The organism is Actinosynnema sp. (genome assembly GCF_052038725.1).
Genome location: NZ_JBQGCX010000602.1, coordinates 1 through 5,908 on the forward strand (window position 1 = coordinate 1; position 5,908 = coordinate 5,908).

Annotated in this window: 3 protein-coding genes and 1 pseudogene; 3 read left to right on the top strand and 1 reads right to left on the bottom strand. The window is 71.7% G+C overall.

Annotation, left to right across the window (positions count from 1 at the left end; all coding sequences use genetic code 11):
• Nucleotides 1–419 (bottom strand): annotated as a pseudogene (locus ACTUAL_RS12665) (aminoglycoside phosphotransferase family protein); the annotation flags it as partial.
• Nucleotides 420–952: 533 nt separating this feature from the next.
• Between ACTUAL_RS12665 and ctaD the strand changes: the two are divergent.
• From ctaD to ACTUAL_RS12680, 3 genes are all read left to right on the top strand, one after another.
• Nucleotides 953–2,743 (top strand): aa3-type cytochrome oxidase subunit I, encoded by a 1,791-nt coding sequence (ctaD, locus tag ACTUAL_RS12670; RefSeq protein WP_440900373.1) that lies wholly within the window; start codon nt 953–955, stop codon nt 2,741–2,743.
• 91 nt (nt 2,744–2,834) lie between these two features.
• Nucleotides 2,835–4,055 (top strand): phosphoserine phosphatase SerB, encoded by a 1,221-nt coding sequence (gene serB, locus ACTUAL_RS12675; RefSeq protein WP_440900374.1) that lies wholly within the window; start codon nt 2,835–2,837, stop codon nt 4,053–4,055.
• 104 nt (nt 4,056–4,159) lie between these two features.
• A complete protein-coding gene (locus tag ACTUAL_RS12680; RefSeq protein WP_440900375.1) occupies nt 4,160–4,837 on the top strand; it encodes an aminoacyl-tRNA hydrolase in 678 nt (225 codons plus the stop codon).
• Nucleotides 4,838–5,908: the final 1,071 nt, after the last annotated feature.

The following is a 5,908-nucleotide window of genomic DNA, read 5'->3' on the forward strand; positions in this document are numbered from 1 at the left end:
GCGGCGTCCACGTCGTCCAGCGGCCCGCGCGCGGGCAGTTCGCCGCCGTGGTCGCGCAGCGCCTCGTGCAGCCCGCCGAGCAGCGCGGCCAGCCCGGCGGCGGGCAGCGCGCCCGGCCGGTGCGGCACGTGCCGGGCGAACGCCACCGCGTGCCCGTCCCGCTCCACCGGCTCGACCAGCGGCTCCACCACCGCCACCCCGCGCGCGGCCAGGTGGCGGCTGACCGCGTCGGCCCGCCGGAAGTGCCCCAGCACGTCCCCGCGCACCGCCGCCGTCACCGCGCCGACCCTGGCCACCACCGGGGCCGGGCGCAGGTGCACGAGCACGTTGCTGCCGTCCCCGAGCACCACCGGGTCGTCGACTGGCAGGCCCAGTTCCGCCGCCGACGCGAAAAGCGCTCGCAATTCCGGTCTGCCCATCCCGGAAAGGTGCCACGGGAGCGCGGGAAATGGCACCCGGTTTCCGCGCGGCCGGAATCGGCCACCCCGCGCCGGACCATTCCCGCACCTCCCCCGCCGGGCCCGCGCGGGGGCTCCGGCGGCGCTCGCGGGCGGACCGCACGTTCGGTAAGGTCGACCTGTCCGACAGGGGCCGGGTCCTCGGTCAACTGGTGCCCCGCGCCCCTTGCGCGGACCATCGGGCCTGTGCTCGTGGACCACCGCCCGGACCGCCGGAAAGGCCGTCCGGAGTGGGGTGCAGCGGCTTCCGCTCGCCGGGAAACACCCTTCTGACCAGCGGGACCACCAACTTGACATGATCATCGCCGGGTTGCTGACCGCGGTGGACGCGCTTGCCCGTCCGGGCGGTCCGCCGGTGTGACCTGAACTACGTCGGGTGATCGGTGGCGAGGGTCAAGCGCGCCGCGCCCGAACAAGACGTCTACGATCCGGTGAGCCGGTGGCGACCACGCTCAGCCACCTGTGAATGAAGAACCAACAGTGCAGGAGGCACCGTGACGGCCGTAGCCCCGCAGCCGATCGCAACGCGGCCCTTCGGGACTCGCGAGGCGGTCAAGGGTTCGTTCCTGCTGCGGATGTTCCGCACCACGGACCACAAGCAAATCGGCATCATGTACCTGGTCACGTCGTTCATCTTTTTCATGGTGGGCGGCGCGATGGCGATGCTGATCAGGACGGAGCTCGCCCGACCGGGGATGCAGTTCCTCTCGAACGAGCAGTACAACCAGCTGTTCACCATGCACGGCACGGTGATGCTGCTGCTGTACGCCACCCCGATCGTGTTCGGCTTCGCCAACTTCATCCTGCCGCTGCAGATCGGCTCGCCGGACGTCGCGTTCCCCCGGTTGAACGCCTTCTCGTACTGGCTGTACCTGTTCGGCGGCATCATCACCATGTCGGGCTTCCTCACGCCCGGCGGCGCCGCCGACTTCGGCTGGTTCGCCTACACCCCGCTGTCGAACGCCATCCACTCGCCCGGCGCGGGCGCCGACCTGTGGATCGCGGGCCTGGCGGTCGGTGGTCTCGGCACCATCCTCGGCGCGGTCAACATGATCACCACGATCGTGTGCCTGCGCGCGCCCGGCCTGACCATGTTCCGGATGCCGATCTTCACCTGGAACATCCTGGTCACCAGCGTCCTGGTGCTGCTGGCGGTCCCGATCCTCACCGCGGCCCTGCTCGGCCTGCTCGCCGAACGGCACATCGGAGCGCACGTCTTCGACCCGGCCAACGGCGGCGTGATCCTGTGGCAGCACCTGTTCTGGTTCTTCGGCCACCCCGAGGTCTACATCATCGCGCTGCCGTTCTTCGGCATCGTGTCCGAGGTCTTCCCGGTCTTCAGCCGCAAGCCGATCTTCGGCTACAACGGCCTGGTCTACGCCACGCTCGGCATCGCGGCGCTGTCCGTGGCCGTGTGGGCGCACCACATGTACGCCACCGGCGCGGTCCTGCTGCCGTTCTTCGCGTTCATGACCTTCCTCATCGCGGTCCCGACCGGCATCAAGTTCTTCAACTGGATCGGCACGATGTGGAAGGGGCAGCTCACCTTCGAGTCGCCCATGCTGTTCAGCATCGGCTTCATCGTGACCTTCCTCTTCGGCGGTCTGTCCGGCGTCCTGCTGGCGGCCCCGGCGATCGACTTCCACGTGTCCGACACGTACTTCGTCGTCGCCCACTTCCACTACGTGCTGTACGGCACGATCGTGTTCGCCACCTTCGCGGGCATCTACTTCTGGTTCCCGAAGATGACCGGCCGGATGCTGGACGAGGGCCTGGCGAAGCTGCACTTCTGGACCACGTTCCTGGGCTTCCACGCCACCTTCCTGGTGCAGCACTGGCTGGGCGCCGAGGGCATGCCCCGCCGGTACGCCGACTACCTGGCGGCCGACGGCTTCACCACGCTGAACATGGTCTCCACGATCGGCGCGTACCTGCTCGGCGCGTCCACGCTGCCGTTCATCTGGAACGTGTTCAAGAGCTACCGGTACGGCGAGGTCGTGAAGGTCGACGACCCGTGGGGCTTCGGCAACTCGCTGGAGTGGGCGACCTCCTGCCCGCCGCCGAGGCACAACTTCACCGAGCTGCCCCGCATCCGCTCGGCCCGCCCGGCGTTCGAGCTGCACTACCCGCACATGATCGAGCGGATGCACGCCGAGGCGCACGTGACGCTGACCGGCCGCGCCATCCCGCACGAGAAGGCCAAGTCGGCCCCGTCCGAGCTGGCCGCCAAGGCGGTGCAGTCCGGCACCGCGTCGGAGGGCACCGAGCACGACCACAAGCACTAGTAACCTGAGACAGGTTCAACGAGGAGCCCCGACGACCAGCGCGGTCGTCGGGGCTCCTCGCGTTTCCCTGGCAGAGGAGCCGGTGTTGACGATGCCCAGCGCGACCCCAGTCCTGATCACCGTGACCGGCCCGGACAAGCCGGGCGTGTCCTCGGTGCTGTTCGCCGTGCTCACCAGGCACGGGGTCGACGTGCTCGACGTGGAGCAGGTCGTGATCCGGGGCAGGCTGGTGCTCGGGGTGCTGGTGTCCGCCCAGCGCGACCCCGAAGGCATCCAGGAGGCCGTGGAGCAGGCCATGGCGACGGTGTCGATGAGCGTCGAGGTGGAGATCGGCGCCGACTCGCGCCGCACCGCCCGGCTGGAGTCCAGCCACGTCCTGATCCTGCTGGGCCACCCGGTCACCGCGCGCGCGTTCACCGAGGTCGCCCGCAAGCTCGCCGCGCTCGGCGCGAACATCGACGCGATCCGGGGGGTCGCCGACTACCCGGTGACCGGGCTGGAGCTGCGGATCTCGGTCGCCGACGACACCGAGGAGGCGGACGCGCAGCTGCGCTCGGCGCTCGCCGTCGTGGCCGCGCGCGCCGGGGTGGACGTGGCCGTGGAGCGGGCCGGGCTGACCAGGCGGGCCAAGCGGCTGGTCGTGTTCGACGTGGACTCCACGCTCATCCAGGGCGAGGTGATCGAGATGCTGGCCGCGCACGTGGGCGTGGAGCCCCAGGTCCGCGAGATCACCGAGGCGGCCATGCGGGGCGAGCTGGACTTCGCCGAGTCGCTCCAGCGGCGCGTGGCACTGCTGGAGGGCCAGGACGAGGGCGTGCTGGACGAGGTGGCCGCGTCGCTGGAGCTGACGCCCGGCGCGCGCACCACGATCCGCACCCTCAAGCGGCTCGGGTTCCGCTGCGGGGTCGTGTCGGGCGGGTTCACCAGGGTGATCCGGTCGCTGGTCACCGAGCTGGGGCTCGACTTCTGCGCGGCCAACGAGCTGGAGGTCGTGGACGGCAAGCTCACCGGCCGGGTGCTCGGCGAGATCGTGGACCGGCCGGGCAAGGCGGTGGCGCTGCGGCGGTTCGCGGACTCGGTCGGGGTGCCGATGGCGCAGACCGTCGCGGTCGGGGACGGGGCGAACGACATCGACATGATCGGCGCGGCCGGGCTGGGCATCGCGTTCAACGCCAAGCCCGCGCTGCGCGAGGTCGCGGACACCGCGCTGTCGCACCCGTTCCTGGACGCGGTGCTGTTCGTGCTCGGCGTGACGCGCGCCGAGGTGGAGGCCGCGGACCTCGCGGACGGCCTGGACCTGGTGCGCCAGTGACGGGGGTCGAGCCGGTGACGGGGGTCGAGCCGGTGAGCGGGGTCGACTCGGTGAGCGGGGCCGGGCTGGCGCCCGTGACCGGGCAGGCGAACGGCGTCCTTTCGATGCTGCTGGGCCGCGACTACGGCGAGCCCGAGGGCGAGCTGGTGCGCGCCATGCCGGTGGTGATGCGCATCGAGCGCAGCGCGCCGCCGTCGCGGACGGACGTGCTGGAGGCCGCTGCCGCCGCCGCGGTGGCGGTGTGCCTCGACCCGCGCGCGGAGCCCGGTGGCGAGTGGCACGACGAGGTCGTGGCGTGGGTGCGCGGGCGCATCCGCAAGGTCGCCAGGAGGGCGCGAGGGGCGCACTGGGAGGCCGTGCAGGCCCTGCCGGGCGTCACGGTGACCGTGGGCGGCGCGTCGGTGCGCGCGTTCGTGCCGGGGGTCGTGGGGGAGGCGCCGAAGGAGATCAGCCGGTTGCAGATCTCCGGCAGCGAGCTGCCCGAGGACGGCGAGCCGGGGCCCGTGCCGGAGGGCGCGCGGCTGCTGTGGCTGAACCCCGGCGTGACCATGACGGCGGGCAAGGCGGCGGCCCAGGTCGGGCACGCCTCGATGCTGCTGGCCCCGCACCTGGGCGCGGCGGAGCTGAAGCGGTGGGCGGCGGCCGGGTTCCGCTGCGCTGTGCGCACGCCGAGCCGGGCCGAGTGGGACGCGCTGGTGGCGCGGCCGGACGCGATCGTGGTGCGGGACGCGGGGTACACCGAGGTCGAGCCGGGAACGGCGACGGTCGCCGCGGTGCGCTAGGCCCGCACGGGGGGCGGGGATGATCCGGGAAAAGGCGTCCCCCCCCCCGACGCGGGTGAACACTTTCGAGTGAATTTCTTCGGTTCAAGTGTTCCGATGGCAATGCGATGTCCCGTCACGTCCGGGATCGGTCCGGATCATTTCACGGGGTGTTCCACCGTTCAACCACCCGGCCGTCGTCCGGCCGGTCCGGAGCCCGCTTTCCGGTGGTGATCCGGATCACTGCTACCGTGGTGGCCCGTTCCGGGAGCGGAGGGTGCTCCCTCCCGGTCGGGCCGCGCGGGCGTCCGTGGAACCTGTCTGATCCCGCCGCCCCCGCGTTACGCGCTCCCGCGTCCAAGCCCGCTCCCCGCCGCCGCGCGGGCGTCGCGAGGCCGGGACGCGGCGGGCCCCCGTTGGCCCGGAGGCCCGCCGCACTGCCCGAGGTCGCCCAGGTCAAGGGGTCGGTCACGGGTCCCGCCCGCTCCCCGAGGACTGCTCGGAGGAGTTCGAGCGCGTGGTCACCGTAGACGAGCCCCGGAAGCGCCACCACCGCCGTCCAGCCACGTCCGTGGCGCGTCCAACCCGGCGGGACGCGGTCCGCGCTGGACAGCGGCCCTCCTCACCCGGTCGGCGCAGTCCCCCGCAGGGGTTGGTTCTTGGACGTCCAAATCGACGACTTGACGCTCATCTGCCTTGTCATAAAGCCGCATTTGTGCGTTGCCGGGCCATTGGTCCCGCGCCGATCCCAACCATTCCGCCACTGTCGGCGCCTTGCTCTACGCTTCAACCCAGTGCGACCGCACCGCCCAATCCCGAACCGCCGGTTGGCCCCGGCGGACCTATTCGGGAGGCGACCGCGTCGAGCACCAGCCCAGGTCGAGGGACGAAGAAGCACAAGTCGAGAACGGGGTTCCGCGTGAACGCTCTGCCGAAAGCCGCCTTACCCGGACCGGACCGGGACCGCCGCGGCGGAGAACCCCCGCGCGCTCCCGCACGCGGGTGATCCCCGTGAGCACCGTGCAGGGTGACGGCGGCGCGCAGCTCCGGCGGCGCCTCCAGCACCGGGTGCTCAGCGCCTGGCGCGCCGCG